This is a genomic window from Brevibacillus borstelensis (assembly GCF_037834415.1).
In the GTDB taxonomy this organism is placed as follows: Bacteria; Bacillota; Bacilli; order Brevibacillales; family Brevibacillaceae; genus Brevibacillus; species Brevibacillus borstelensis_A.
On the sequence record NZ_JAUMSJ010000055.1, the window covers coordinates 1 to 24875 of the forward strand.

The following is a 24875-nucleotide window of genomic DNA, read 5'->3' on the forward strand; positions in this document are numbered from 1 at the left end:
GAAGTACTTTAAAGGGCAGGTGGAGTACGTCTTTCCGAATCATGGATTGTCAACACCAAACTAGACAGATTTCTTAAGTGCCTGCCTTTTGTAAGCTACTGGGCTGAGATAGCCTAGTGTGGAGTGAATTCTTGTTTCGTTAAACCACTTCACATATTTTCCTAGTTCTAGCTTTAAGTGTGCCAGCGACTCAAACTGTCGATTCTTTACGAACTCAGCTTTGATCAGCTTAAAGGTGGCCTCTGCGACTGCATTATCATACGGACAGCCTTTCATACTTAACGAACGTTTGATTTCGAACGTGTTCATCACTTCATCAATCGTTTGATTTTTAAACTCACTACCACGATCCGTGTGAAAAAGTTGAATCCGACGCAAGTCTCCTTTTACGCTTGCAAATGCCTGGTAGACGAGCGCGGCATCTTTGTATTTTCCGCAGCTATGACCAATGATTTCCCGATTAAACAAGTCCACGAGCAAGCAGATATAATGCCATTTGTTGGCGACCCGAACACAAGTCAAGTCGCTCACAATGGCTTCCAACGGCTCTTTTTTGGCAAACTCACGATTCAACTCGTTCTATGACGGGCGAATCATTACAGGACGACGTGTGTGGTTTATACGGAGCAACCGTATAGACTGATACAAGGCCGTTTTTCTTCATCAAGCGTCCCATACGCCGTCTGGAAACCACCATTCCTTGTTCTTGGAGGATGGCTTTGATCTTTCTCGCTCCATAAACGCGCTGATTTTCTTCAAAAATAGAGATGATCGCTTGCTCCACTTCATCATCGGCAGAGGGCTGTTGGCTACTTTCGTAATAGTAGGTGCTCCGATTGACCTTAAGGATATTGCACATGGCCGACACAGCGTACTTATGTGCGTTTTGCCGGATCACTGTTATTTTCGTCCGAAGATCAGCGCTGCTTGCTTTAAAATAGTTCTCCATCTTCAAACGTTGATTTTCCTTCCGAAGTTGAAGGAACTCATTCTGTTCATCCGTCCGATTGTCCCTTTCCGTAAAAGAACCCGTCGTTCTGCTTTGCTTTACCCAGCGATCAAATGCGGATGCACTCAGATCATATTCCCTCAAAATATCCGCGCGTGGTTTGCCGTTTTTATAGAGATGAACCATCTGCTGCTTAAACTCATCTGTAAATGCTCGACGCTCGTTTTGCTCATGACATTCTCTCCGTTCGTAATCGATTTGTTTTTCATCTACTAGAACGTAAGAGAACTGTCCAATTCAGTGTAGCCTATTCATCATGACAACAGTCAGCTTACGCCAAACGCCATAAAGTGCATTTTCAAGCGACTTCAAAAGGTGAATGGGTTTTTAAGGACGTTCGACTGTCAGCACATACATTCCGTCACACAATGGCTCATCGAATGATAATGAACGGAGCGGATGTTTTCACTCTTCAAAAAATGTTGCGTCATACGGATTTGGACAAGAGTAAGAAATACCCGGCTTGTGGGGAACTGCATTGAAGGAGCAGAACGACAAATATAATCCATTGAACCATTTAGAGGTCTGAGGGAAGAATAGGAAAAACAATTGAACGCATGAGGCTTCCAAAAGGCTGTCTAAGCCTGTTTCATAGTGGGGGAGGGTAAATTGGTTACCCCTGTAGTTGCAAGGACATAAGGGGCGAAATTGGGCGTTTGACAGTGAGTGTTTAAGCCGTTGCGTTAGAAAATGAATATGACGTTCCGAAGTGATAAAGAGGGAGATGTCATTCATCTCCCTCTTTACGTTCCCCATTCAGCACCATACTGGATTACCTTTGGTGCTAATGTCTGAGAATTATCATGATTAAATATTTGCGGAGCTAATACGAGCGTAAACAGAATGTTAGATGCAATCAGGACTTTAGCTAGGGTTCTCATTCTTACACCTCCGTAAAAGAGTTTGTATGTAAATTACATTATATTTCCAAAAGTATGACTTGTCAATTATGACAAATATTGGATATAATCAAGGGAGTTGCTAATACTGGTCAGGAGGTATTATTTGATGGAAAATGTAACAGAGAAAGAAACCCATCTAATCTTACAGCACATCGTCAACAAGATTGAGGAAAACAATTGGGAAGAAGCTAAGAAACAGTTTGACAGTTTGGAAGTAGAGCAAATTGCAGAAGAGGATAAGAGCATCTACTGGTGGGCTAATGCCCGTTTTAATCACAGAAGTCAAAACTTTGCTGTAGCAGAAAAACAGTATCTTCTTAGCATTTCGTTAGCTAAAACAGCTTATGAGAAAAAATCTAATGCTACAGACTATGTTAGGGTACTTTCCTCTATTGGGCTATTTTACTCTCAATTTGGTGAAGCCAATAAAGCAGTTCCATATTTGATGACTGCAAATCGGTTGATAGATAGGCATGAAATCGGAGGAGTTCAAAGGGTTCTTACATACTATTCAAAAGGTGTTATGCATGGAGTGCTGGATGAGTATGTGTCAGCGATTGAATGGCTAAAACGTGCAGAAGAATTGAATGTTTCGTTGAAATTGCTTTATAATGGGGCAGACATACACATAGTAATGGGAATATGTTATCACAAGTTGTCACAATTCGAGGATGCTGAGAGAAGCTTCTTGAAAGTGTTGGGTATTCTGAAAATCATCCCAGACGAAAAGCTAGAAGCAGTTCTTGACCTCAATTTAGGGAGACTTTATAGAAGAACAGGTCGGTACGAAGAAGCACTTGAACATCTTCAAATGGCTCTTGAGTTACACCAAGAAGCAGACAGGAAGCATTCGATTAACAATACAAAAGTAGAGTTGGCAAAAGTGTATCGCTTAATAGGACAGATAGAGGAATCAAAACGTCTTTGTTACAAGGTGATAGAGGATTGCACTACAGATGAACTTTTAGCAGAAACTCAATACGCTCTTGCGGAGACACTTTATTGTGACAAGCAGTATGATGAAGCTCTTAAAAACGCAAAGCTTGCATTGCAGCATTTCAAAAAAGACCCAAATAGACTTGAATTTGCAAACAAGACTTATGAACTGATTGTAAAAATATACGAGAAAACGGATTCTTGAGCAACAGAGGTGAGATACAATCACCTCATTTTTTGTTTGGGACAGGCGAAGTATTCATCTGTATCAACGTAGCACAAGCTGGATGTATTGCATTAAAATAAAATGGGTAGGTGTAGGTATAGACCCTGCGGGTCTGTCAAGAATTTCGTGTAAACTCAATCAACCGGTATATGAAAAGGTTTCATCCCCCTAATTGGGACATCTTTTTCGGAGCCAACAGAGTCAAGGGCGTAAGGCGAAGCGAACCCTTGACACGTTGGTGAAAGAAAGATAATCCCTTCGGGGATGAAGCCTTTCATTTGTTAACGGATGTACGGCTTTACTCGATCCTCAAAGACAACAGATAGCTGCAAGAGAATCTGGCCCCAGTTCTGGACTCGTCCCGTCCACTTTCGTAGAACATCCATGGTTACGAGATATAACATCTTCAGAAGGGCATCGTCTGTGGGAAACATGGCTTTTCCCTTTGTAACTTTTCGAAGCTGTCGATGATAACTCTCGATGACGTTGGTTGTATAGATCAGCTTTCGAATCTCTGGCGGGTATTTAAAGAAAGTGGCAATCTCGTCCCAGTTATTCCGCCAGGAACGCACCATCAAGGGATATTTACTGCCCCAAGTTTGTTCAAACTGCTCGAGTTCTTCCAAGGCAGCTTGCTCTGTTGGAGCCTTATAGATGGGTTTCAGCTCGGACGTAATCTTTTTTAGATCCTTATAGGAAACATACTTGATGGAGTTTCGGATTTGATGGATGATACATTTCTGAATCTCTGTCTTGGGATAGCATGCCGAAATTGCCTCCGTAAAGCCGCGAAGGTTATCGACGCTCGTAATGAGAATATCCTGGACTCCACGATTTTTCAGTTCATTGAGTACATGCAGCCAGAATTCGGCCGATTCGTTCTCCCCAATCCAGATCCCAAGCACATCTTTATGACCGTCAAGGTCAATACCAATTACCATATAAGCGGCTTTATTGACGATAGCTCCGTCTTGCTTTACCTTAAAGTGAATGGCGTCTAGGAAGACAACAGCATAAACCGATTGCAAGGGGCGGTTTTGCCATTCTTTGATCATCGGAACAACTTTATTTGTTACATTGGAAATGAGTGTTGGTGAGACTTCAATGCCATAGAGCTGCTGCAGATGGTCTTGGATCTCGCGCGTGGATACGCCTTTGGCATATAGAGCGAGAATTTGATCTTCGATCCCCGTAACATTGGACTGATGTTTTTTAACAATGGTCGGCTCAAAATCACCCTCCCGATCTTGAGGTACTTGGATGTCAATATCCCCGTATTCAGAACGGAGGGTTTTCTTGCTATACCCATTGCGGCTGTTGATTGTCCGCTTGTTTTTCATGTCATGCTTGGTGTATCCAAGAGAGGACTCAATCTCAGCTTCCAGCATTTCTTGGATTGTGTCTGCGAAGAGATCCTTTAACGCTGATTGCACGTCGTCTACCGACTTCATGTTTTTCTCTTTGATCCACTGCTTGATCTGCTCTTTTGACATCATAAAAGTCTCCCAACCTTTCTAACCCTTATTGTAGTGTAGAGGTTGAGAGTTTACACAGAATATTTTACAGACTCCACCATTTCCAACACCAAGGCAGAGCCGACGAACTCCGAGTTCATTGCGATGGTCGCAGACAAGCTGCGGATTGAGGCCAAAATAAGCTAAGCCGAACGACTACTGTCTGCTCACTCGGTCGCAAGTCCGCTCAGTTCATGCAGATACGGCGTTATTTACGGAATCGTTCCGCGAACTTGATCACGGTTATGCCCTAAAAGGTGGGATGACCTCCGTACATGGGAATGTTAAAGAAGTAACGTTGCCACGAGTTGAACGAATTGCAAAATGCGAAAATGAAAACGCGTTGCCCGGATTGGGTAACGCTTTTTTGTTATCGCCACAGCAAGAGCTTTGAAAATGCCGGATGTGGAAGCGTTTGAATACGCTCTGAGAATAGCCGGATATCCGTATCACGATTATAAGAAATTGATCCAAACGGCTTCGTCATGATCTGGAAATGGCTTTGCAAAAAGAACCAACTGAAAAAGATGCCCTGCAGGAGGGGTTCTCCTGGGCGGACATCCTTTATCGGTTTTGGAGGCAAGCATTACTTGTAGTACGAGGTAATGAGCGGAATTAACTAACCCGCATCACCGTTCAGTTCCTCAAAGTAAACATATTGGGAATACAGGTGCGATCGAAAGTGTCGGGAAGTAGCGTCTCATACCGGGTACAGAGCGTCTTTTTCTCGCTTCCGAATGGTTGAAATAGCATTCAGCAAGATAGAATTTGTCGTCCAGACGGTTGCGCAGGGAAATAAATCATGTAAAAATATATGGAGAGAAAACTGGGAAAGGCAGGTGCCGACTAATGAGCATCATTGACGATATTTTGGCGTACAATCGGGTATTTATCGAGAATAAAGAATACGAGAAATTTCAGACCACGAAATTCCCTGACAAGCGTTTAGTGGTGCTGTCGTGCATGGATACCCGGTTGGAAGAGCTGCTTCCGAAAGCGATGAATTTGCGAAACGGAGACTTCAAGCACGTAAAAAGCGCGGGAGCTGTCGTTTCCCATCCGTTTGGCAGTATCATGCGCAGTATTTTGGTCGCGATTTACGAACTGAATGCCGAAGAAGTGGTAATCGTAGGACACTACGATTGCGGGATGAGCGTGATTAATGCCGACCGCATGATGGCGAAGATGAAAGAAAAAGGAATCTCGGAGGAGACGTTTAGTATCATTAAAAATTCCGGGCTCAGACTGCACTCCTGGCTGAGAGGCTTCGACTGCGTGGAGGACAGTGTGAAACAAAGTGTGGAAATCATTAAAAATCATCCACTGCTGCCAAAACAGGTCCCGGTTCACGGGCTGTTGATCGACCCGACGACAGGAAGACTGGATCGCGTCGTCGATGGATATGAGCTGGCAAACCCGGCTAAGTAATGCAAGACACTCGCACGTAACCCGGAGAACCTTTATGCAAAGAGCGATACGCTGGTTTTTCGGCGCCATCGGGCTGGGGATAGCGACGACTGGATATGCCTACAAGGTAGAGAGACGCTGGATGGAGGTAGTCGCTCAGACGATTGCCATTCCCGGGTTGCCGGAAGAATGGAAGGGTGTGAGAATCCTGCATTTCAGCGATTTGCATCTGGGGCATTATCTGGGGATTGAAGAGCTGGAAAAGGTCGTTGACCGGATCAACGAGCAGCAACCGGATCTGATCTGCTTTACCGGAGATTTGGTAGACAAGAGCACCAGACTGCTGTCTTCCGCCATCCCGATTCTCGCCAGACTCCACGCTCCTCTCGGCAAGTTTGCCGTTCTAGGAAATCACGATTGGCGATACGGAGAACAGCTGATCGTCCGTCAGGCTCTGCTGGATTCCGGCTTTTCCGTGCTCATAAATGAGCACATAAAGATACAAAAGAAAGAGGGCGCGCTGTTCGTGGCGGGCATGGACAACGCGCTGCACGGTGTTCCCGATCCGCAGAAGGCACTGAACGGAATATCTCCGGAAGATACAGTGATTTTGCTGGTCCATGAGCCTGATTTTGCCGAAGAGGCAGTCAAGCATCCCTTTGCCCTGCAGCTCTCCGGTCACAGCCATGGCGGGCAAGTGAGGCTGCCATTTTTGGGACATCTGATTACGCCGCCCATGGCGCAAAAATACGTGCAAGGGCTTCAATATGCAGGAGATGGCAAGCTGCCCGTCTACACCAACCGGGGGATCGGGACGACGATATTGCCGGTGAGACTCTTCTGCCGTCCGGAAATTACCGTGCTCACGCTTGTTTAATAGACTTGTTTGATCCATTGGACGAATGGCATGAATGCCTCGTCCTCTTTTTTTGCATGCAAATAAGCAATCAGCGTGGGACGGGTAAATTCGCCATTCGAAATATCGAGGGCGGCGAGTCTGCCAGCACGCACCTCATCTTGGACGGTTCGTTCGGGAAGCATGGTCACGCCGAGCTGCTGCTGTACCATCTTGATGACGGCGCTAAAGCTGTCCAGCTCCATAATTACATTGGGGAAGACGCCTTGCTGAGCGAGAAACCGGTCGACCCGCTGGCGAAATGGAGCGGTTTGACTGCCAAAGGCGATCACAGGTTCCGAACCCCACCGTGAAAGGCCGGGAAAGGAGTCCACCCATGGATGGTCGGGGGACGTGACGAGCATGACGCGATCGCTCGGCAAAAATTCCTGATGGATGTGCGGATGATAAACCTCATGGCCGAGAAACGCGATGTCAGCGGTGCCAGTCAACAGCGAAGAAATCGATTCTTCGTATAAGGTGGAACGGACGTAGCAGGTAAAGTGCGGATGCTCCTTGCGATACTTTCCCAGCAGGCGGGGCAGTTCGTAGGAGGCAAACGCTTTTCCGGCAACAACCGTGAGAGCCTGGCGTTCCTCGCGATGAGTCGTAAAGGCCCGAAGCTGTTCCACCACACCGGCAGCGACAGGCAAAAGGCGCCGGCCTTCACCGGTCAGGGTAACCCCGGTGCTTGTACGGGTAAACAGGGGAGTCCCTACCTGCCGCTCCAGCTGCTTCAGCCTGTGGGTTACCGTAGACTGTGCCAAAAAAAGCGCGTGTGCCGCGCGATTCAGCGAGCCGTGCCGGGCAATGGCCAAAAAAATCTCCAAACTGTCCAGATCCATACGACGTCCTCCTGTCGAACAACATTGGCTATCTGTTTTGTCGATAACCTGCTATCGATATTCTATAACAAATGGCAGAAAAAAGGGAATATGATAGTGGCAGGAGGTGGTCGTAATGGATAAGGAAGCGAAAATAAAGAAACAAGTTCAAGCGCAATTTGGCAAAAACGCCAATGCTTACGTAACGAGCGAGACTCACGCCAAAGGGGAGGATCTTCCGCTCATCATAGAATGGGTTCAGCCGCAACCGGAATGGGTGGTGCTGGATGTCGCCACAGGGGGAGGTCATGTGGCAAAGACATTGGCTCCGCACTGCAAGTGGGTGGTAGCAACGGATCTTACCGCACCGATGCTGGAAGCGGCGAGGGCAGCCCATCAAAAAGAGGGCTTGAGAAACATTGGCTATACGTTGGCCGATGCCGAACGCCTGCCTTTTCTAAGCGAGTCATTTGACGCGGTCTGCTGCCGGATCGCCGCCCATCATTTTCCCAACCCGGCTGCTTTTGTCGAGGAGGTATCGCGTGTGCTTCGCCCCGGCGGTGCTTTTGTCTTTATAGACAATATCGTTCCCGACTCGGAGGAAATCGGCCGCTTTATCAACCATTTTGAAGCGATGAGAGACCCGAGTCATGTGCGCTGCCTTTCCAGGGCCGAATGGATCGCGCTCATGGAGCAGTCCGGTCTTGCGATCCAACTGGAGCGGCTGCGCAAAAAACGGTTTTCGTTCGCTGCATGGGTAGCGCGAACTTCGGAGTCGAAGAAGCAGGAAGAAGCGGTAGAACAACTGCTGCTGCAGGCTTCTGAGGAAATACAGAAATATATGGGCGTCGCGCTGGTCAATGGCCGCGTGCGCGAGCATGAAATTGATGAGTGGATGGCTGCCTGCAAAAAGCAAGCCTGAAGTCTCAAACAAAGACGGGAGAGATAGATGATGCACACATGGCTGGGAATCGATCACGTACAATTGGCAGCGCCTGCCGGCTGTGAAGAGGAAGCACGCAAATTTTTTTGCGGGCTGTTGGGAATGCGGGAGGTGCCAAAGCCGGAAGCGCTCCGCAAGCGGGGAGGCGTATGGTTCCAATGCGGGCCGCAAACGATACACATCGGGGTGGAGGAGGCATTTCAACCCGCCAAAAAAGCCCATCCGGCCTTTCTTGTAAAAAATAGCGAGGAGCTGCGTCAACGTTTGATCAACGCAGGTGTGACGGTAAAACAAAGCGAAGAAATTCCGGGTGTCATCCGCTTTTTTGCGGAAGATCCCTTCGGCAACAGGCTGGAGTTTATGGAGGTGGCTGCCGATGAGCATTGATTTTCACGCATCCCAAAATCGAAGTTCCTATACCGGACGTTTAGCGGACAAAGGCTGGATGGACACCATGGCGCAAATGGCCAATCCCGTTGGCAAAAGAGTGATCGATATCGGCTGCGGAGGCGGAATCTATTCGGCCGGCTGGGCTCTGTCGGGAGCAGAAAGTGTCATCGGAGTCGATTTTTCGCAAGTCATGCTGGATGCCGCCCGGGAGAACACCGCCCATCTGCCGCAAATCGCCTACCACTTTGGGGACGCTCGCCGGACCGGCCTTCCGGCTGGCAGTGCGGACATCGTTTTCGTCCGCGCCCTGATCCACCACCTGGACCACCTGGACGGCTTTCTCGAGGAAGCGTATCGGCTTTTGGCACCGGGCGGGATATGCATCCTGCAGGATCGGACCATGGAGGATGTGATCGTTCCCGCCTCGGCAGAGCATTTGCGGGGGTATTTCTTTGAAGCATTTCCGCGTCTGCTGAAGAAAGAAGAAAAGCACCGCCCATCTGCGAGTAAGGTACAAGCCGGATTGAAGAAAGCGGGTTTTTCTCCGGCACCTGAAACACAGCTATGGGAGATTCGCAAGACGTATGACAGCTGGGGAGAGCTGGAGAGAGATCTTCGGAACAGAACCGGCCGCTCGATTCTTCATGAGCTGAATGACCATGAATTGGAAGAGCTTATTTCCCTGATGAGAGAGAGGCTTGACAGCCAGCTGCCGATCATCGAACAGGATCGGTGGACCATTTGGAGGGGCGTTAAGGGATAAATGGCATAATTGTGAAATCGTTCGTCACAATTCCTGATTCGACTTGTATACGTGTGGGGTATTCTATATAATGAAGGTGCTATTGTCTTCCCGTACGTTTTATTTTTGCCAAAGGAGTTGTGTAGTTCATGAAGGTAAATCTGTTTGATTTTCTCATGTTCGTGTTTACGTTCTTCATCGCGATGGGTGTTTTCCGTTCGATCCGGGCGAAAAATAAATTCGCGGTTGGCTTTGGAATCATTTCCCTGGCCGTATTCCTCTTTGCGGATGGCTTGATCATTTACTTTGCAACAAAAGGCGTTTAATCGAGAGGATACATATGTTCGAGAGACTGTGCGCACGCATGCGTACGGTCTCTTTTTCATTTTCTGGAAAACGCTGCATGGCAAACGGCAATTTTTAGCATACTAAGCATGGAGGTGGGACAGGTGGGCAAGCATCTATGGCCTCACAGGTTTTCGTACGTCGCAAAGATTGCGGCAGACCGGAAGACGAAGAACCTTTGTAACCGGATCAATCCATCCGAGGTTGCTGTCGTAGACCATGCCGACATGGATGAGATCGCCGCTCTGGCGCTTGTGAAGGCGAATGTGCGAGCCGTAATAAACCTCTCCCCGTTTTTGACAGGCACATATCCCGCGGAAGGAGCCAGACGTCTGCTGGAGGCTGGCATTCCCCTGTTTGAAACAGTCAGCAGAGACGCGAGCATATTGGATCAAATAGATGGCAGGCTTGGGGCTGTCTGGAGGGAACAGCTGTGGGTTTGTTCCGACAAGGGCTGGTCTCGGCAAGCTGAGCTGAGACGGATGACCGCCAAGGAGATCAGCCAGCGGTGGCAGGAAGCGAATGACCGATTGGATGAAGTCCTGTCCGTATTTATCGACAATACCCTCAGATACGCGAGTGCAGAAAAGGAGTGGTTTTTGCGCCCGCTGAAAAGACCTCACCTTCGCACGAGGCTGGCTGACCGCCATGTCGTCGTTGTCGTCAGGGGGAGGCATTACCGGGAAGATCTGCGCATGCTGTCCTCCTACATACGCGATCACAACCCCGTCCTGGTTGCGGTAGACGGGGGAGCGGATGCATTGCTGGAAAACGGCTATATCCCGGATGTGATCGTAGGCGATATGGACAGTGTCACAGATCAAGCATTGCTGTCTGGCGCGGAGGTGGTTGTTCACGCTTTTCCGGACGGACGAGCGCCCGGGCAGGCCCGTGTGGAAAGACTGGGGATTAGCTATCATTTGCTGCCTGCTCCTGGCACGAGTGAAGACATTGCCATGCTGCTCGCCTTTGAGGAGAAAGCCAAATTGATTGTGACGATCGGAACGCATTCGACCATGATCGATTTTCTTGAAAAAGGAAGAAAAGGCATGGCGAGCACGCTGCTGGTACGGACCAAAATCGGCTCCAGGCTGATCGATGCCAAAGGAGTCAGCCAACTGTACCAGCCGCGTTGGTCTTGGAATTGGGCCGGGTGGCTGGCTGCGGCCACACTTGTTCCGGTAATGGCCGTTCTCTCTCTACATCCCATTATCCGGCATGTCATGCAGCTGTGGTGGATGCAGTGGAGGAGCTGGGCATTTTTAGGAGGGTAGGCATGATTCCTTTTCGTCATCACCTGATTTCTCTTGCGGCTGTATTCTTTAGTCTCGGGATCGGCATTCTGCTTGGCGGAATGACGGGCCATTCGTGGTTTTCCATCGAGGAACGGGAAGTGCTGAGCAAAATGGAGACGAGGTACAGCCAGGCGCTGAAAAGCAACAATGAACTGAAACAGCAGCTGCATCGGCTGTTGATCGAAATGGAACGAAACAAGGAAGAGGCCGCTCATCTGATGGCGGTCCGTTACGCAGACGCCATGCAGGGAAACAAGGTCTACGTTTGGCACTCCGCGGAGTTTGAGGTCGGCAGGCTCGTCCGATTGTTCGAGCAGGTAGGTGTTAAGATCGTTCCGTTCGGTCAGGGGAGTGTTCCGCTGGATGGTCCGCTTCTCGCCCTGGGAAAAACGAAACCGGTTTGGCTGGAGCAGCTTCCGGATGAATGCCGCTGGCTGTTTGTGGATCAAGTGCCGCAGTCCTTCTCCCAGCAGTGGGGGCTTTTGGATCAAGTGCAAAAATTGATGGCGGAGATGAGCGTGGAGCGTGAAAAGAGTTAGTGTCATCGTCCCGGCTTACAATGAGGCAGAGTGGATTGTACCGACCCTGTCGGCGATAAGGCGGCGGCTTGCATGCGACGAATTGATCGTAGTCGATGACGGGAGCCGCGATCAAACAGCGGCACTGGCCGAGGAATGGGCTGACCGGGTAATCCGGCATCCCGTCAATCTGGGGAAAGGGGCTGCGCTGCAGACCGGATGGAGACAGTCGGGCGGAGAAGTCGTTTTGTTTCTGGACGGAGATTTGCGGGAGAGTGCGGGGGAAGCCAACTCGCTTCTCGCCCCCGTCGTAAATGACGAGTGCGACATGGCCATCGCTGTATTGCCGACACTTGGACGCAAAGTCGGTTTGGGGCTGGCCAAGGGCCTGGCAAGAGGGGGAATACGCGCGCTCACCGGATTTTCTCCCGAGGCTCCGTTGTCCGGTCAACGGGCAGTAAAACGACAGGTGCTGGAACGCATCGGTCAATTCGAAAAAGGCTTTGGCATCGAAGTCGGTTTAACGATCGAAGCGCTTCGCCGCGGGTATCGCATCACCGAAGTTCCCGTGCCCTTTTCTCATCGGCAAACGGGAAATGATTGGACAGGCTATCGGCATCGGGGAAAAGAATTCATCGAGATCGGGAAGGCATTGGGGAAAAAATGGTGGGAGGGAGTTCGTTGGACGCGAACCTGACAAGCGCCTGGGTCCTGGCAATGGCCGGGCCTTTTCTGTTTCATCGGTTCTATTTTCGCGCCGTATGGGAAAAGCTGCATAATGCGGCCCTCGTCAGGACCAACTACAGAGGAGAAGAGGTAGTTACCGCGGGAGGCGTGATGCTGGCTGCAAACGCGGCAGTCAGTCAAAGCGCCCTGCTGGTTTTGGGTGCTGCATCGGTCTGGAGCCGCGAAATATTGCTCGCAGGCTTGCTGCTTTTATCCGGGTCACTAGCCCTGGCGTTGTGCGGATGGCTGGACGACTGCTCTGCGGATAAATGGCCAAAAGGATTTCGCGGGCATCTCGGGGTTCTTTGGCATGAGCGGCGTTTGACAAGCGGTATGTGGAAGGCATGCGGGGGAGGCGGGACCGCCCTCCTCGTCAGTCTGTTCCTTTTTAACAGCCTGCCGGGCATCATTGTCGGGACTGGACTTTTGGCTCTCACCCCTAATTTGTTGAATCTGTTCGACTTGAGGCCAGCCCGGGCGATCAAGGTGTTCTGGCTCCTGATCGCAGTGGCTGCCTGCTGCTTGCCGCTTTCATCGAAACCTGCGGCCTGCTGGATTTGGGTTTTGCCTGTCTTGACCGCAAGCGCGCTCCTGTTTCCGCACGATGCGCGGGCCCACCTGATGCAAGGAGACACGGGAGCCAACTACCTCGGGTTTGTGGCGGGCTTTGCTTTGGTAACCACCCTTCCGTTTGTTTTGCAGCTAGCGCTTCTGCTGCTGTTTGCGGCGCTGCATCTGGCAGCCGAGTTCGTTTCGTTCTCGCAGGTGATCGCAAAAGTGCGCTGGCTCAAGCGATTGGACGAGTGGGGACGGCCGGCGGAGACAAAATAAAAAAACCGGGTGCCACCCGGTTTCTGGCGTTCGTCTGTAGTTCGATCCATGCTAATCCTCTTCAGGCTCGCGCTTCATAAACCGGGGTTGGACGCGATTTCGCTTGCGGTCGTGATGCAGGACGAACCCGGCGATAAACAGGACCGGGATGACAAACAGCAGCACGCCCAAGACGAGCTGTCCCCAGAGAAAGCCCGTTTCCGATGCTGCCGAGTGGAAAAACGCATCGCGGATGAGCTTTATCCCGAACATGGCGATCAGGGCCGGGACGACCATGATCAACAATGCTACCAGTTTCTGACCGATCAAGGGTGGTTCTCCCCTTTCCATCATGCTACCTTCCCATCATAAAGGATGGGTAGCTCCTTGTCCAATGGAACATCTGCCTGTGCATTCCAGCCGGCTTGCGTTACAATGGTAACAGTTTGATTCTCTGGAAAGAGGGTTTGTTTGCATGCACAAGCTGCTCATCGTTGGAGCCGGCCAGGGAGGGACAGCGCTCTTGAAAATGCTGAGCAACATGGAGCGGATGAAAATCGTGGCTGTCGTGGATGAGCGGGCGGATGCGCCAGGACTGCTCCTCGCCCGCTCTTTGGGAATTGAAGTGGGAACGGACTTTCGTCCGTATTTGTCGAGCGATATCGACGTGATCCTGGAGGCGACCGGAGACTCCGCGGCATACGATGAAATTTTGCGTCTCAAACAGGAAAAAACCGTGTTAATACCAGGAACATTTACAGCCATCATCATGAAATTGATAAGTGAACGGGACGAATTGATTGCAGCCCTGACGCAAAACCAGCGCGAGCGGGAAATCATGCTGAACTCTACCCATGACGCCATCATCGCAGTAAACAGACAAGGAATCGTCACTCTTTTCAACAAAGCGGCAGAACGCTTGATGGGCATCGAAGCCTACGCTGTATTGGGGACTGCGGTTTCAGAGCGAATACCCAATACCCGATTACATATTGTATTAGAGACAGGACAGCCGGAGCTGAACCAGGAGCAGATCCTGCCGAATCAAACCCGGATCATCACCAACCGGGTACCAGTCCGAAACGAACGGGGCGAGGTGGCAGGGGCTGTCGCGATCTTCCGGGATATTACGGATATTATGGCGTTGGCGGAGGAAGTAACCGATCTGAAGGAATTAAAAAGCATGCTCCAGGCGATCATCAATTCCTCTGACGAGGCGATTTCCGTCGTGGACGCGAAAGGAAACGGTCTTCTGATCAATCCTGCGTATACGCGGATCACTGGCTTGACTCATCAGGACGTGATCGGCAAGCCTGCCACCGTCGACATTTCCGAAGGGGACAGCATGCACATGCAGGTGCTGAAAACAAAGAAAGCGGTCCGCGGCGTACACATGAAGCTGGGACCAAAGAGCAGGGATGTGGTGGTAAACGTCGCCCCGGTCATAGTCGACGGAGAGCTGAAGGGGAGCGTCGGGGTCATCCATGACGTTTCGGAAATCAAGCGTTTGACGGAAGAGCTTGAGACAGCGCACCGGATCATCCGGACGCTGGAGGCTAAGTACACCTTCGAAGACATCATCGGGTACAGCGAGCCGATGCAGGCAGCGCTTGAACAAGCCCAAAAAGCGGCGCTAACTCCGGCCACGGTGCTGCTTAGAGGAGAGTCCGGAACGGGAAAGGAGCTGTTTGCCCACGCCATCCACAATGCCAGCAGCCGCAAGTATAAACAGTTTATTCGCGTCAATTGCGCAGCGATTTCCGAGAACCTGCTGGAAAGCGAGCTGTTCGGCTACGAAGAGGGTGCATTTACCGGGGCCAAAAGAGGCGGCAAGCGCGGCTTGTTCGAGGAGGCCAGCGGCGGAACGATTTTTCTCGATGAAATCGGCGAGCTGTCGATGAGCATGCAGGTCAAGCTGCTGCGCGTTCTGCAGGAGCGGGAAGTCGTCAAGGTCGGCGGGACCAAGGCGATTGCAATCGATGTGCGGGTGATCGCGGCAACGCATGTCAATTTGGAATCCGCGATTTCGTCCGGCCGTTTTCGCGAAGATTTGTACTACCGGCTTCATGTCGTGCCCATCTACATACCGCCTCTCCGCCAGCGCTTGGAGGATATTCAGCCGCTGGCCAAGCATCTGGTGCGAAAGTACAACCAGGAGTACGGCAGAAACGTGGAGGACATTGCGACCGCTACTCTGCAGATTTTGCTTGCGTACCAGTGGCCGGGAAACGTCAGGGAGCTGGAAAATGTTCTGGGACGGGCCATGATCCACATGAAGTTCGGAGAAAGGGTCATCTTGCCCGAGCACCTGCCGCCTTTGGAGAGAAGAACGCCCCAGGCCACTGCTCTATCCCCGTATATGCAGACGGAACAAGGGACAGGGAAGACATTGAAGGAAGCGATGGATGAGGCGGAACGGGCACATATTTTGCGCGAGCTTGCCGCTGCAAAGGGCAACCGGACCCTGGCGGCGAAAAGGCTGGGGATCTCTATCCGCAGCTTGTACTACAAACTGGACAAATGCGGGATATCCGACGAGCATCCGTGATGGAGATAAGCACCGTCGAATGTCGGTGATCAAATTGTGAGCAATCGCGTCGAAACGAGACATAACTGCAATTTTTTGCATGCAAAAGATTGCTTGATCCTGCAAAAATGTGCAGAATAGAGGACAGGCCCAAAAAAGCAACTACAGAAAAATGAAGCGCTTTCATACTGGGGATTTTTTGGCACGGTAATTGCAACGTGGTATATTGCTGGGAAATTCTCCAACAGGAGACCTCAGACAAGCAGCACGATCGACGCAAATGAACAAACTAGGGAGGTTTCTTCATGAACATCTTTGACTACATGCAAAAGTACGATTACGAACAGCTTGTTTTCTGCCAGGATGAGAATTCCGGACTGAAAGCAATCATCTGCATTCACGATACAACAGTGGGGCCTGCATTGGGCGGCACGCGCATGTGGCCGTACAAAACGGAAGAAGAAGCAATCATTGACGTACTTCGCCTCGCTCGCGGGATGACCTACAAAAATGCCGGGGCCGGCCTGAACATCGGCGGCGGAAAAGCCGTCATCATCGGCGACCCGCGCAAGGACAAGAGCGAAGAGCTGTTCCGCGCTTTTGGCCGCTACATTCAAGGGTTAAATGGCCGCTATATCACAGCCGAGGACGTAGGAACGACCGTTGCCGATATGGACCTGATCCACCTTGAAACAGATTATGTGACGGGCGTATCTCCGGCCTTTGGCTCCAGCGGCAACCCTTCTCCGGTGACTGCCTACGGCGTGTATCGCGGAATGAAAGCCGCTGCGAAACTTGCTTACGGCAGCGACGATCTCTCTGGCCGCGTGGTAGCCGTTCAGGGTGTCGGAAATGTTGCCTACAACCTCTGCCGTCACCTCCACGAAGAAGGCGCACACTTGATCGTTACGGATATTAATGAAGAAAATGTAAATCGGGCGGTCAACGATTTTGGCGCCAAGGCAGTAGGCGTGGACGAGATCTTTGGCGTAGATTGCGATATTTTCTCTCCATGCGCATTGGGAGCGATCATCAATGACGACACGATCCCGCTTTTGAAGGCGAAAGTAATTGCAGGAGCGGCCAACAATCAGTTGAAAGAAGAACGACATGGCGATATGATTCATGAGATGGGCATCATCTACGCTCCCGATTACATCATCAATGCCGGCGGCGTAATCAATGTGGCGGATGAGCTGCAAGGCTACAACCGCGAGCGCGCACTGAAAAAGGTAGAGACGATCTACGACAACATCATGAAGGTGTTTGAAATCGCGGAACGCGACGGAATGCCTTCCTACAAGGCAGCAGATCGCATGGCCGAAGAACGCATTGCCAGCCTTGCCAAATCGCGCAGCTCCTTTTTGCAAAACGGAAAGACGGTTTATCACCGGTAAGCGATCTTGTACAAAAGCACTTTTTCCCGGAACCGTTTCTGCTCGGATGGCGGGCGGTTCCGGTATACATAATCTTTGTTTACCTAATTTTGTGATCAAGTCCTAAGAGCAGCCTGTTATTTATCGCAGGCAAGCCGCTGCCGATTATGGCAGATTCAATAGCAATGCAGTTTGCCATCAGAGGGGGAAGAAAACATGTCGCAGGAATATGATCTCGTCGTGTTGGGAGGAGGAACGGGCGGCTACGTAGCAGCCATCCGGGCTTCTCAGCTGGGAATGAAGGTAGCCGTCGTGGAAAAGGGCAAGATGGGCGGTACCTGCCTTCATCGCGGCTGCATTCCCTCCAAGGCGCTGCTTCGAAGCGCGGAAGTATTCGCCACGTTGAAAGAGGGAGACAAATACGGAGTTACCGCTGACAACATCGGCCTTGACTTTGCGAGGATTCAGGCCCGCAAGGAAGGGATTGTCGAGCAGTTGCACAAAGGCATCCAGTATTTGATGAAAAAAGGCAACATTACGGTAATCGAAGGATTTGGCCGCGTCATGGGACCCTCGATTTTTTCGCCCCAGGCAGGCGCAGTTCGAATCGAAACACCGTCTGGCGAGCAGGAAATGCTGGTGCCGCGCTTCTTGCTTCTCGCTACCGGTTCCAGACCCCGGACACTGCCCGGTCTGACGATTGACGGAAAGCACGTCGTCACCAGCGACGAGGCCCTGCAATGGGAAGAGCTTCCCACTTCGGTCGTGATTGTCGGCGGCGGCGTGATCGGTGTCGAATGGGCTTCGATGCTCAGCGATTTTGGCGTAGAGGTCACTGTGGTCGAATACGCCGACCGGATTTTGCCGACTGAAGATGAGGAAATCAGCAAGGAAATGGCCCGTTTGTTGAAGAAACGGAAAATAAACATTGTGACGGGAGCCAGGGTGCTGTCCGAATCGCTGGAAACGGCAGCCGGCAAGGTGACCATCCAGGCAGAAACCGCAAGCGGCGTCCAGAGCTTCTCCGCTGAAAAACTGCTCGTGTCCGTGGGCAGACAGGCCAATGTGGAAAATATCGGTCTGGAAGCGACGGAAATCAAGGTGGAGAACGGCTTTATCAGCGTAAACAAGCACTTCCAGACGGCCGAGTCCCATATCTACGCAATCGGCGATGTAATCGGCGGGCTGCAGCTGGCTCACGTGGCTTCGCATGAAGGAATTCTGGCTGTCGAGCACATGGCCGGTCTGGCCGTGGAGCCGCTGGATTACACCAAGGTGCCGAAATGCACGTACGGACGTCCGGAGGTTGCCAATGTCGGCTTGACCGAAGCGGAGGCCCGCAGTCAGGGCTTTGACGTAAAAGTGGGTAAATTCAGTTTCAAGCCGCTTGGAAAAGCGCTCGTGCACGGCGAAAACGACGGCTTTGTCAAAATCGTGGCTGATGCCAAGACCAATGATTTGCTCGGTGTCCATATGATCGGCCCGCATGTCACTGACATGATTTCCGAGGCGGGGCTGGCCCGCGTCCTGGACGCGACTCCATGGGAAATCGGACATACCATTCACCCCCATCCGACTTTGTCGGAGGCCATTATGGAGGCTGCTTTGGCAGTAGACGGAAAGGCAATTCACAGCTAGCGAAAATGATGAGGAGGGTATCCGAACATGACAAGCAAACGGCATGAAGAAGTAGGCTTGACTGACGCGCAAGTGCTGGATATGTATTATTACATGCTGCTGGCTCGCAAAATTGATGAGCGTCAGTGGCTGTTGAACCGGGCGGGAAAGGTGCCGTTCGTCATCTCCTGCCAGGGGCAGGAGGCTGCGCAGGTAGGAGCTGCTTTTGCGCTGGAAAAAGGGAAGGACTACTTGTGTCCTTACTACCGCGATCTCGGATTAGTCCTGGTATTTGGCCAATCTGCAAGAGACTGCATGCTTTCCGCATTCGCCAAGGCAGAAGACCCGAATAGCGGAGGACGGCAAATGCCTGGCCACTTCGGCGGCAAAAAGTGGAATATTCTTACGGGTTCCAGCCCTGTGACGACGCAAGTCCCCCATGCAGTCGGGATCGCGCTGGCCGGCAAAATGCAAAACAAAGACCATGTCGTTTATACCTCGTTTGGAGAAGGCTCCAGCAACCAGGGGGATTTTCACGAAGGGGCAAACTTCGCCGGCGTGCATAAGCTTCCCGTCATCTTTTTCTGCGAGAACAACAAGTACGCCATTTCGGTTCCGTTGAAGAAGCAGCTGGGCTGCGAGAGTGTGGCCGACCGTGCGATCGGGTATGGATTCCCGGGTGTCAGCGTGGACGGAAACGATCCGATCGAGGTGTACCGCGTGACGAAGGAAGCGGTGGAGCGGGCTCGCACGGGACAGGGGCCGACCTTGATCGAAGCGGTCATGTACCGTCTCGTCCCTCATTCCAGCGATGACGATGACCGCACCTATCGGACGCGCGAAGAAGTGGAAGAAGCGAAGAAAAAAGATCCGATCCTCATATTTGGCAACTATCTGAAAGAAACAGGGCTTCTCGATGACGCCAAGGAGCAGGAGCTTCTGGCACGTATTCAAAAGGAAGTCGATGAGGCCACGGATTATGCCGAGCAGGCGCCTTATCCGACACCTGAATCTACGCTGACCCACGTATACGGGGAATAAGGGGGGAATCCAAATGGCAGTCATCTCATTTATTGATGCGATTACCATGGCAATGCGCGAGGAAATGCGCCGCGATTCCAATGTGTTTGTGCTTGGGGAAGACGTCGGCGTCCGGGGCGGTGTCTTTCGGGCCACTGTCGGTCTAATCGAGGAATTTGGCGAGGAGCGCGTGATTGACACCCCGCTCGCCGAATCGGCTATTGTCGGTGTCGGGATTGGCGCCGCCGCGTACGGGATGCGCCCGATCGCAGAAATCCAATTTGCCGATTTCATCATGCCGGCCGTAAACCAAATCGTCAGCGAAGCGGCAAAAATGCGTTACCGCTCCAATGGCGACTGGACATGTCCGATCACCATCCGGGCTCCGTTTGGGGGAGGCGTCCACGGCGCTCTGTATCATTCCCAATCGGTAGAAGCGATGTTTACAAACGTACCTGGATTAAAGGTAGTGGCGCCTTCCACACCGTACGATGCAAAAGGCTTGCTGAAGGCAGCTATCCGCGACAACGATCCGGTCCTGTTTTTTGAGCATAAGCGCTGCTATCGACTGATCAAGGGCGAGGTTCCGGAGGAGGATTACGTGCTGCCGATCGGAAAGGCAGACGTCAAGCGGGAAGGTACGGATATCACGGTCATCTCCTACGGACTCACGCTTCATTTTTGTCTGCAGGCAGCCGAGAAGCTGGCTCAGGAAGGCGTCAGCGCGCATGTGCTCGATTTGCGGACGCTGTATCCTCTCGACAAGGAAGCGATCGTCGAAGCGGCTTCCAAGACCGGCAAAGTATTGATCGTCCACGAGGACAACAAAGAGGGCGGCGTAGGCGGTGAAGTGGCCGCGATCATCGCGGAGCACTGCCTGTTTGATCTCGACGCTCCGATCAGACGGCTGTGCGGTCCGGATGTGCCTGCCATGCCATACAGTCCGCCAATGGAAAAGTACTTTATGCTCAATCCGGACAAAGTCTTGGAAGCAATGCGGGACCTGGCCCACTTTTAAAACCAAGGAGGACCTTTGAACATGGCGACAAAAGTACTAATGCCCCAGCTCGGAGAAAGCGTGACAGAGGGGACCATTACCAAGTGGCTGGTGAAAGTGGGAGATCAGGTCAAAAAGTACGATCCGCTCGCAGAGGTTTCGACGGATAAGGTCAATGCGGAAGTACCTTCCACTGTTGCCGGACGCGTGACGGAGATCGTCGTTCCCGAGGGGGAAACGGTTGCGATTGGCACCTTGATCTTGTATATCGAAGAAGAGGGAGCAGAAGCAGATCAGTCCGAAAAAAACTCCCCTGTAAATCATGAAAATGTTGGAATCAGTCAGCAGCCAAAAGCAGTTCCAGAACAAGCGGCAGAGGGCAGACCGAGTGTTTCTTCGGCCAATCTCGCCACTCATGCTGCCCCAGCAGGGCAAACTGTCTCGGGAGCGGGGGCGGCCACGGCCACGACCGGCCAACAGGCTCAGAGTGGAAAACAACGCTTTTCCCCGGCAGTGATGCGACTCGCCCAGGAGCACGGAATCGATTTGTCCCGTGTTCAGGGTACGGGCATGGAAGGACGCGTAACACGCAAGGACATCCAAGCGATTATCGATCGCGGAGGACTGCCGGCTGAGACAGCTCCCGAAAATGTGCCTGCCCCGGCTGGAGTAGAAGAAGTACTGCCTGCCGCTGCGGAGGTGCGAAGCTCCCTGCCTGTCGCGTCAGCCCCTGTGGAGATACCTGTAGGCATCGGCGATCAAGTGATTCCGGTGACGCCCATTCGCAGGACGATCGCAAATCGCATGGTGCAGAGCAAGCACGAAGCACCGCATGCCTGGACGATGGTCGAAGTGGACGTGACCAAGCTCGTCGCCTTCCGCAATCAGGTAAAAAACGAATTTAAACGAAAAGAAGGGGTAAGCCTCACTTTCCTGCCTTTCTTTATCAAGGCGGTCGTCGAGGCGCTCAAGGAATACCCGATGATCAATTCCACCTGGGCCGGAGACAAGATCATCGTCAAGAAAAACATCAACATCTCGATCGCCGTGGCAACCGAGGATGCGCTCTTCGTGCCCGTCATCAAGGATGCGGATCAGAAGTCGATTCTCGGCATCGCGAAATCCATCGAGGATCTGGCGGCGAAGACAAGAGCGGGCAAACTGTCTGTGGACGACATGTCCGGCGGAACGTTCACGGTAAACAATACGGGCTCGTTTGGATCGGTCCTGTCGATGCCGATCATCAATGCGTCGCAGGCGGCTATCCTCAGCGTCGAGTCGATTGTCAAGCGTCCGGTAGTAATCGATGACATGATTGCCGTGCGCTCAATGGTAAACCTGTGTCTCTCTCTGGATCACCGGGTACTCGATGGGCTCGTGTGCGGCCGTTTCCTGCAGAGCGTGAAGCAAAAGCTGGAGGCGATTGGGCCGGATACAAAGCTGTACTGATCAACAAAAACAACGATGTGCCAGATTCAAGAGGAATGGACAATGCTCTTGGGTCTGGCTTTTATTTTTTTATGTAACTGCTTTGTAACCTTTTGCCATCATGTTTCGTCATACCATATGAAGCTGCCAGGATTATCAATATTTACGCGAATAGATTCCCTCTATTTCGTAAATATGGTAAACTGATAGCGTTTCGGCAAGGAAAGCAATACGATTTCAGGAGAAGTATGGGAGGAAAAACATGGAGAAGAGCAAAAAAGCACTTCCAATTATGCTGGCTGCAGCTTTGGCGTCGACGCCGTTTGTCATCGCTCCGCAGTCTGCCAGTGCAATCAGCAGTATCTCGATTGATCCAAGCGACGACGGGGAAGGCGAGGAAAGCACATATAAGATTGACTTTACGATTGACAAAGCTTTGGATTCCGGAGACAGTATTTACATCGATTTTCCGAAAGGCTTTGAAATCGACAGCGGCATCGATGAAGACGATATCGATGCTGACTTTGATGTAAGAAGCGTTAAAGCCAGCGGGAGAAAAATCACCATCAGGGTCGACGAAAATCTGAAAAAAGGTTCCGACCTGCGCATTGAAATCAAGGATGGAATCAAGAACCCCGAAGACAAGGGGTCATACTCGATCGATATCAGCACTTCGAGCGAAGATAGAGAGTATGAAAGCGTAAAAATTAAAAGCGGAAGCAGCAGCAGCAAAAAAGGCAGCTCCGATGACTACTCCGTCGATATCGACGACAGCACAGAAAAGAAAGAAACCCAGTATGAAATCGGTCCGATTAAGCTGAAAGACAAATTGACCAAAGGGGACTATATCACCGTTACGTTCCCAAGCTCGGACATGCTGCCAAGCAAGATCACCAAGAATGACATCGACATTAATAAATACACGCCTGATTCCGTGGAAGTCTCCGGCAGAAAAGTTGAGATCAAGGTTCCGTCGAAAGCGGCAGACACGAAAGAGTTGACGCTCAAGTTTTACAAGAGCGCAGGAATCACTAACCCGTCTGCTGGCGATAAATACACCATTGATGTGAGATGGGACGGCGTCACCTATACATCCAAGAAATTTGACATCAAAAAATCCGGCTCTTCTTCCAGCTCTTCCACTGCGAGCGACTTTACCGTGTCACTCTCGGATAGTTCGGCTGGAGCTCGCACCAGCTTCAGCTTCGAAGCTGACTTCGGAAAGACGGAATTGAAGTCGGATAGAGATGTCATTATCGAGTTCCCATCGTCTGACATGATTCCGGGGTATTTGAATCCGGAAGATTTCAAAATCAACGGAAAGACGCCAAAAAGAGTCGGTTTTGGCGGCAATAGTATCGCGCTGGCCACGCCGTCCAATTTTTCTTCCAGCAAAACGGTGAAAGTGGATATCGACCTGAACGCTTGGCTTACCAACCCGAAAGCGGCAGGGGATTACACGCTCAAAATGACGGTTGACGGGAAAACGGCTACGTCCAAATCATTCAAAATTAATGCATCCGGAACGGGAACTGTAACGCCGACACCAACGCAGCCAACGCCTGGAACGACTGCGCCGGCAAACAACAGTACGGCAACAATCACACTGACAAACACTGCCGTAGGGAAGCAGACCGGCTTCAACATCGCGGTGAAAGCGTTTGGCGCTCCGCTCGTGAAACAGCGCGACTTCATCGAAATCGTCTTCCCGGTTGGGTACAAAGTACCTGGATACATTGCACCAGGCAATGTTTCTGTCAACGGCGTTGCTTCCAGCTTCGTAGCTGTTCGCGGACAGAACGTCCTGGTTTACCCGGCTCAAGACATCGCCGCTGGCACGGGAGCAAACATCGTGATCGGGGCGGCAGCCAACATCGTCAACCCGACAGCGAAAAACACCTATACGATCAATGTCTTCAGCTCTGAGGAAAGAGGTTTGCTGTTTGGGCGTGCGGTAGGAGTGGGCGTACCTCAACCGGCTCAGCCAGTTCAGCAGCCTGCTCCGCAACAGCCGAAGCAGCCGGCACAACAACCGTCACAACAGCCGCAGGTAAATGTTCCGCAAAACGCTGTACTGTTTAAAGTGAACGGCAAATCGTTCACGATAGGCGGAAAAGTCTATCCATTGCAGGAAGCGCCTTTTTTGAGCGGAAATACGACGATGGTTCCAGCCCAGTTCTTTAAAGAAGCCATGGCGTTGACTACTCAATGGAACAACCAGATGGTAGTGGTCGTAAAAGGCAAAACGGCGATTCGCTTTAACGTCGGCTCCACCCTGGCGTATATCGGCAATCAGGAATATACGCTTCCAGCGCCAGTCACTTTGAAAAACGGGATGCCCATGGTTCCGATCCGCTTTGTAACCGACAATTTGGGATACAAAGTAGGCTGGGACGCCAAAACATCCAGCGTGTTCGTATACCAGTAA

The 24875-nt window shown here is 51.4% G+C and carries 23 protein-coding genes and 1 pseudogene; 20 read left to right on the forward strand and 4 right to left on the reverse strand.

Annotation, left to right across the window (positions count from 1 at the left end; genetic code table 11):
• Positions 1–60 precede the first annotated feature (60 nt).
• A protein-coding gene (locus Q3F21_RS25515) for an IS3 family transposase (RefSeq protein WP_340259156.1) occupies positions 61–1135 on the reverse strand; the annotation gives its coding sequence in 2 pieces (ribosomal slippage) (positions 61–579 and positions 581–1135; 1074 coding nt in all).
• A gap of 260 nt (positions 1136–1395) precedes the next feature.
• On the opposite strand from Q3F21_RS25515, the gene Q3F21_RS25520 reads away from it, so the two are divergent.
• Positions 1396–1491: a hypothetical protein gene (locus Q3F21_RS25520; RefSeq protein WP_340259204.1), complete on the forward strand. Its 96-nt coding sequence runs from the start codon at positions 1396–1398 to the stop codon at positions 1489–1491.
• A 526-nt stretch (positions 1492–2017) separates the two neighbouring features.
• The gene (locus Q3F21_RS25525; RefSeq protein WP_340259158.1) at positions 2018–3052 is read left to right on the forward strand and encodes a tetratricopeptide repeat protein; all 1035 of its coding nucleotides are present in this window, start codon (positions 2018–2020) and stop codon (positions 3050–3052) included.
• 302 nt (positions 3053–3354) lie between these two features.
• Here Q3F21_RS25525 and Q3F21_RS25530 read toward each other — a convergent pair whose 3' ends face one another.
• Complete coding sequence (locus tag Q3F21_RS25530; RefSeq protein ID WP_340259160.1) at positions 3355–4569, reverse strand: IS256 family transposase; 1215 nt, start codon at positions 4567–4569, stop codon at positions 3355–3357.
• A 75-nt stretch (positions 4570–4644) separates the two neighbouring features.
• Here Q3F21_RS25530 and Q3F21_RS25535 point away from each other — a divergent pair.
• From Q3F21_RS25535 to Q3F21_RS25545, 3 genes and pseudogenes are all read left to right on the forward strand, one after another.
• Positions 4645–4734 (forward strand): annotated as a pseudogene (locus Q3F21_RS25535) (sporulation transcription factor Spo0A); the annotation flags it as partial.
• A 702-nt stretch (positions 4735–5436) separates the two neighbouring features.
• Complete coding sequence (locus Q3F21_RS25540) at positions 5437–6015, forward strand: beta-class carbonic anhydrase (protein ID WP_340259164.1); 579 nt, start codon at positions 5437–5439, stop codon at positions 6013–6015.
• A gap of 34 nt (positions 6016–6049) precedes the next feature.
• A complete protein-coding gene (locus tag Q3F21_RS25545) occupies positions 6050–6871 on the forward strand; it encodes a metallophosphoesterase (RefSeq protein ID WP_340259166.1) in 822 nt (273 codons plus the stop codon).
• Here Q3F21_RS25545 and Q3F21_RS25550 read toward each other — a convergent pair.
• Entirely contained in the window at positions 6868–7734 is an 867-nt protein-coding gene (locus tag Q3F21_RS25550; RefSeq protein WP_340259168.1) for a LysR family transcriptional regulator, read from the reverse strand. The genes Q3F21_RS25545 and Q3F21_RS25550 overlap by 4 nt on opposite strands.
• Before the next feature lie 115 nt (positions 7735–7849).
• On the opposite strand from Q3F21_RS25550, the gene Q3F21_RS25555 reads away from it, so the two are divergent.
• The 8 genes from Q3F21_RS25555 (at position 7850) to Q3F21_RS25590 (ending at position 13503) form a co-directional block, all read left to right on the forward strand.
• Positions 7850–8635, forward strand: coding sequence for a class I SAM-dependent methyltransferase (locus tag Q3F21_RS25555; RefSeq protein WP_340259170.1), 786 nt, complete (start codon positions 7850–7852; stop codon positions 8633–8635).
• Between the two features lie 30 nt (positions 8636–8665).
• On the forward strand, positions 8666–9043 hold the full coding sequence (locus tag Q3F21_RS25560; protein ID WP_340259172.1) for a VOC family protein: 378 nt from the start codon (positions 8666–8668) through the stop codon (positions 9041–9043).
• Positions 9033–9809, forward strand: coding sequence for a class I SAM-dependent methyltransferase (locus Q3F21_RS25565; RefSeq protein ID WP_340259175.1), 777 nt, complete (start codon positions 9033–9035; stop codon positions 9807–9809). The genes Q3F21_RS25560 and Q3F21_RS25565 overlap by 11 nt, the downstream gene beginning before the upstream one ends.
• A 128-nt stretch (positions 9810–9937) precedes the next feature.
• A complete protein-coding gene (locus tag Q3F21_RS25570) occupies positions 9938–10114 on the forward strand; it encodes a DUF2759 family protein (RefSeq protein ID WP_340259177.1) in 177 nt (58 codons plus the stop codon).
• Positions 10115–10237: 123 nt separating this feature from the next.
• Entirely contained in the window at positions 10238–11407 is a 1170-nt protein-coding gene (gene steA, locus Q3F21_RS25575) for a putative cytokinetic ring protein SteA (protein WP_340259179.1), read from the forward strand.
• A 2-nt stretch (positions 11408–11409) separates the two neighbouring features.
• Positions 11410–11967, forward strand: coding sequence for a copper transporter (locus Q3F21_RS25580; protein ID WP_340259181.1), 558 nt, complete (start codon positions 11410–11412; stop codon positions 11965–11967).
• The gene (locus Q3F21_RS25585; protein ID WP_340259183.1) at positions 11954–12643 is read left to right on the forward strand and encodes a glycosyltransferase family 2 protein; all 690 of its coding nucleotides are present in this window, start codon (positions 11954–11956) and stop codon (positions 12641–12643) included. Before Q3F21_RS25580 ends, Q3F21_RS25585 begins: the two co-directional genes overlap by 14 nt.
• Positions 12628–13503, forward strand: coding sequence for a UDP-N-acetylmuramyl pentapeptide phosphotransferase (locus Q3F21_RS25590; RefSeq protein ID WP_340259185.1), 876 nt, complete (start codon positions 12628–12630; stop codon positions 13501–13503). Before Q3F21_RS25585 ends, Q3F21_RS25590 begins: the two co-directional genes overlap by 16 nt.
• A 51-nt stretch (positions 13504–13554) precedes the next feature.
• On the opposite strand, the gene Q3F21_RS25595 is transcribed toward Q3F21_RS25590, so the two are convergent.
• Positions 13555–13833 (reverse strand): DUF2627 domain-containing protein, encoded by a 279-nt coding sequence (locus tag Q3F21_RS25595; RefSeq protein WP_425341303.1) that lies wholly within the window; start codon positions 13831–13833, stop codon positions 13555–13557.
• 124 nt (positions 13834–13957) lie between these two features.
• Between Q3F21_RS25595 and Q3F21_RS25600 the strand changes: the two genes are divergently transcribed.
• The 7 genes from Q3F21_RS25600 (at position 13958) to Q3F21_RS25630 (ending at position 24875) form a co-directional block, all read left to right on the forward strand.
• Positions 13958–16030 (forward strand): sigma 54-interacting transcriptional regulator, encoded by a 2073-nt coding sequence (locus tag Q3F21_RS25600; RefSeq protein WP_340259190.1) that lies wholly within the window; start codon positions 13958–13960, stop codon positions 16028–16030.
• 284 nt (positions 16031–16314) lie between these two features.
• A complete protein-coding gene (locus tag Q3F21_RS25605; protein WP_340259192.1) occupies positions 16315–17406 on the forward strand; it encodes a Glu/Leu/Phe/Val dehydrogenase dimerization domain-containing protein in 1092 nt (363 codons plus the stop codon).
• 195 nt (positions 17407–17601) lie between these two features.
• On the forward strand, positions 17602–19023 hold the full coding sequence (gene lpdA, locus Q3F21_RS25610) for a dihydrolipoyl dehydrogenase (RefSeq protein ID WP_340259194.1): 1422 nt from the start codon (positions 17602–17604) through the stop codon (positions 19021–19023).
• Between the two features lie 27 nt (positions 19024–19050).
• Positions 19051–20043: a thiamine pyrophosphate-dependent dehydrogenase E1 component subunit alpha gene (locus Q3F21_RS25615; protein ID WP_340259196.1), complete on the forward strand. Its 993-nt coding sequence runs from the start codon at positions 19051–19053 to the stop codon at positions 20041–20043.
• Positions 20044–20056: 13 nt separating this feature from the next.
• Positions 20057–21040 carry a pyruvate dehydrogenase complex E1 component subunit beta gene (locus Q3F21_RS25620; RefSeq protein ID WP_340259198.1) on the forward strand — a complete coding sequence of 328 codons (984 nt, stop codon included), beginning with the start codon at positions 20057–20059 and terminating at the stop codon, positions 21038–21040.
• 21 nt (positions 21041–21061) lie between these two features.
• Positions 21062–22468, forward strand: a complete 1407-nt coding sequence (locus Q3F21_RS25625) for a dihydrolipoamide acetyltransferase family protein (RefSeq protein WP_340259200.1) — start codon at positions 21062–21064, stop codon at positions 22466–22468.
• 241 nt (positions 22469–22709) lie between these two features.
• Complete coding sequence (locus Q3F21_RS25630; protein ID WP_340259202.1) at positions 22710–24875, forward strand: copper amine oxidase N-terminal domain-containing protein; 2166 nt, start codon at positions 22710–22712, stop codon at positions 24873–24875.

Bases quoted from the DNA above. Each gene is read 5' to 3' on its own strand.
- Q3F21_RS25565 (WP_340259175.1), top strand. From the start codon at position 9,033: ATGAGCATTGATTTTCACGCATCCCAAAATCGAAGTTCCTATACCGGA.
- Q3F21_RS25620 (WP_340259198.1), top strand. From the start codon at position 20,057: ATGGCAGTCATCTCATTTATTGATGCGATTACCATGGCAATGCGCGAG.
- Q3F21_RS25605 (WP_340259192.1), top strand. From the start codon at position 16,315: ATGAACATCTTTGACTACATGCAAAAGTACGATTACGAACAGCTTGTT.
- Q3F21_RS25520 (WP_340259204.1), top strand. From the start codon at position 1,396: ATGAACGGAGCGGATGTTTTCACTCTTCAAAAAATGTTGCGTCATACG.
- Q3F21_RS25540 (WP_340259164.1), top strand. From the start codon at position 5,437: ATGAGCATCATTGACGATATTTTGGCGTACAATCGGGTATTTATCGAG.
- Q3F21_RS25615 (WP_340259196.1), top strand. From the start codon at position 19,051: ATGACAAGCAAACGGCATGAAGAAGTAGGCTTGACTGACGCGCAAGTG.
- Q3F21_RS25550 (WP_340259168.1), bottom strand. From the start codon at position 7,734: ATGGATCTGGACAGTTTGGAGATTTTTTTGGCCATTGCCCGGCACGGC.
- Q3F21_RS25555 (WP_340259170.1), top strand. From the start codon at position 7,850: ATGGATAAGGAAGCGAAAATAAAGAAACAAGTTCAAGCGCAATTTGGC.
- Q3F21_RS25525 (WP_340259158.1), top strand. From the start codon at position 2,018: ATGGAAAATGTAACAGAGAAAGAAACCCATCTAATCTTACAGCACATC.
- Q3F21_RS25530 (WP_340259160.1), bottom strand. From the start codon at position 4,569: ATGATGTCAAAAGAGCAGATCAAGCAGTGGATCAAAGAGAAAAACATG.
- Q3F21_RS25560 (WP_340259172.1), top strand. From the start codon at position 8,666: ATGCACACATGGCTGGGAATCGATCACGTACAATTGGCAGCGCCTGCC.
- lpdA (WP_340259194.1), top strand. From the start codon at position 17,602: ATGTCGCAGGAATATGATCTCGTCGTGTTGGGAGGAGGAACGGGCGGC.
- Q3F21_RS25595 (WP_425341303.1), bottom strand. From the start codon at position 13,833: ATGGAAAGGGGAGAACCACCCTTGATCGGTCAGAAACTGGTAGCATTG.
- Q3F21_RS25630 (WP_340259202.1), top strand. From the start codon at position 22,710: ATGGAGAAGAGCAAAAAAGCACTTCCAATTATGCTGGCTGCAGCTTTG.
- Q3F21_RS25580 (WP_340259181.1), top strand. From the start codon at position 11,410: ATGATTCCTTTTCGTCATCACCTGATTTCTCTTGCGGCTGTATTCTTT.
- Q3F21_RS25570 (WP_340259177.1), top strand. From the start codon at position 9,938: ATGAAGGTAAATCTGTTTGATTTTCTCATGTTCGTGTTTACGTTCTTC.
- Q3F21_RS25545 (WP_340259166.1), top strand. From the start codon at position 6,050: ATGCAAAGAGCGATACGCTGGTTTTTCGGCGCCATCGGGCTGGGGATA.
- Q3F21_RS25600 (WP_340259190.1), top strand. From the start codon at position 13,958: ATGCACAAGCTGCTCATCGTTGGAGCCGGCCAGGGAGGGACAGCGCTC.
- Q3F21_RS25625 (WP_340259200.1), top strand. From the start codon at position 21,062: ATGGCGACAAAAGTACTAATGCCCCAGCTCGGAGAAAGCGTGACAGAG.